At 46.7% G+C, this 522-nt stretch carries 2 tRNA genes and 1 rRNA gene; all 3 read left to right on the top strand.

Annotation, left to right across the window (positions count from 1 at the left end):
* Window positions 1–67, top strand: a 16S ribosomal RNA gene (locus tag ACTWQL_RS24895); the annotation flags it as partial.
* 78 nt (window positions 68–145) lie between these two features.
* Window positions 146–222, top strand: a tRNA-Ile gene (locus ACTWQL_RS24890).
* 29 nt (window positions 223–251) lie between these two features.
* Window positions 252–327, top strand: a tRNA-Ala gene (locus ACTWQL_RS24885).
* Window positions 328–522 lie beyond the last annotated feature (195 nt).

Here is a 522-nt window from a genome sequence, read left to right as displayed (position 1 = left end):
ACAGATGATTGGGGTGAAGTCGTAACAAGGTAGCCGTATCGGAAGGTGCGGCTGGATCACCTCCTTTCTAAGGAGTCCTTTATGGACATGGAACACGCTTTGGCTTTTGTTTAGTTTTGAAAGAGCTTGTGAAACAAGGTTGTTTGGGCCTATAGCTCAGCTGGTTAGAGCGCACGCCTGATAAGCGTGAGGTCGGTGGTTCGAGTCCACTTAGGCCCACCATTTTTCATAAATGCATATCTTTCGATTATGGGGCCTTAGCTCAGCTGGGAGAGCGCCTGCCTTGCACGCAGGAGGTCAGCGGTTCGATCCCGCTAGGCTCCACCAAAACTATTGACATTCGGTCGATAGTGCGGTATAATGTATTCTTGTCGCTTGAAAGATGAGCGGCGGATCTGTTCCTTGAAAACTAGATAATGAAATTCTTGAAAACAAGACATCGAAACGTCATTTAATGACACAAGTAAGAAGTGTAAGTTCATTCATAACGTGGTTAAGTTATGAAGGGCGCACGGTGGATGC

Source organism: Pseudalkalibacillus sp. R45, from assembly GCF_052246725.1.
Taxonomy (GTDB): domain Bacteria; phylum Bacillota; class Bacilli; order Bacillales; family Fictibacillaceae; genus Pseudalkalibacillus.
The sequence above is the reverse complement of the archived record's forward strand: the minus strand, read 5'-3'. Positions and strand labels throughout refer to the sequence as shown.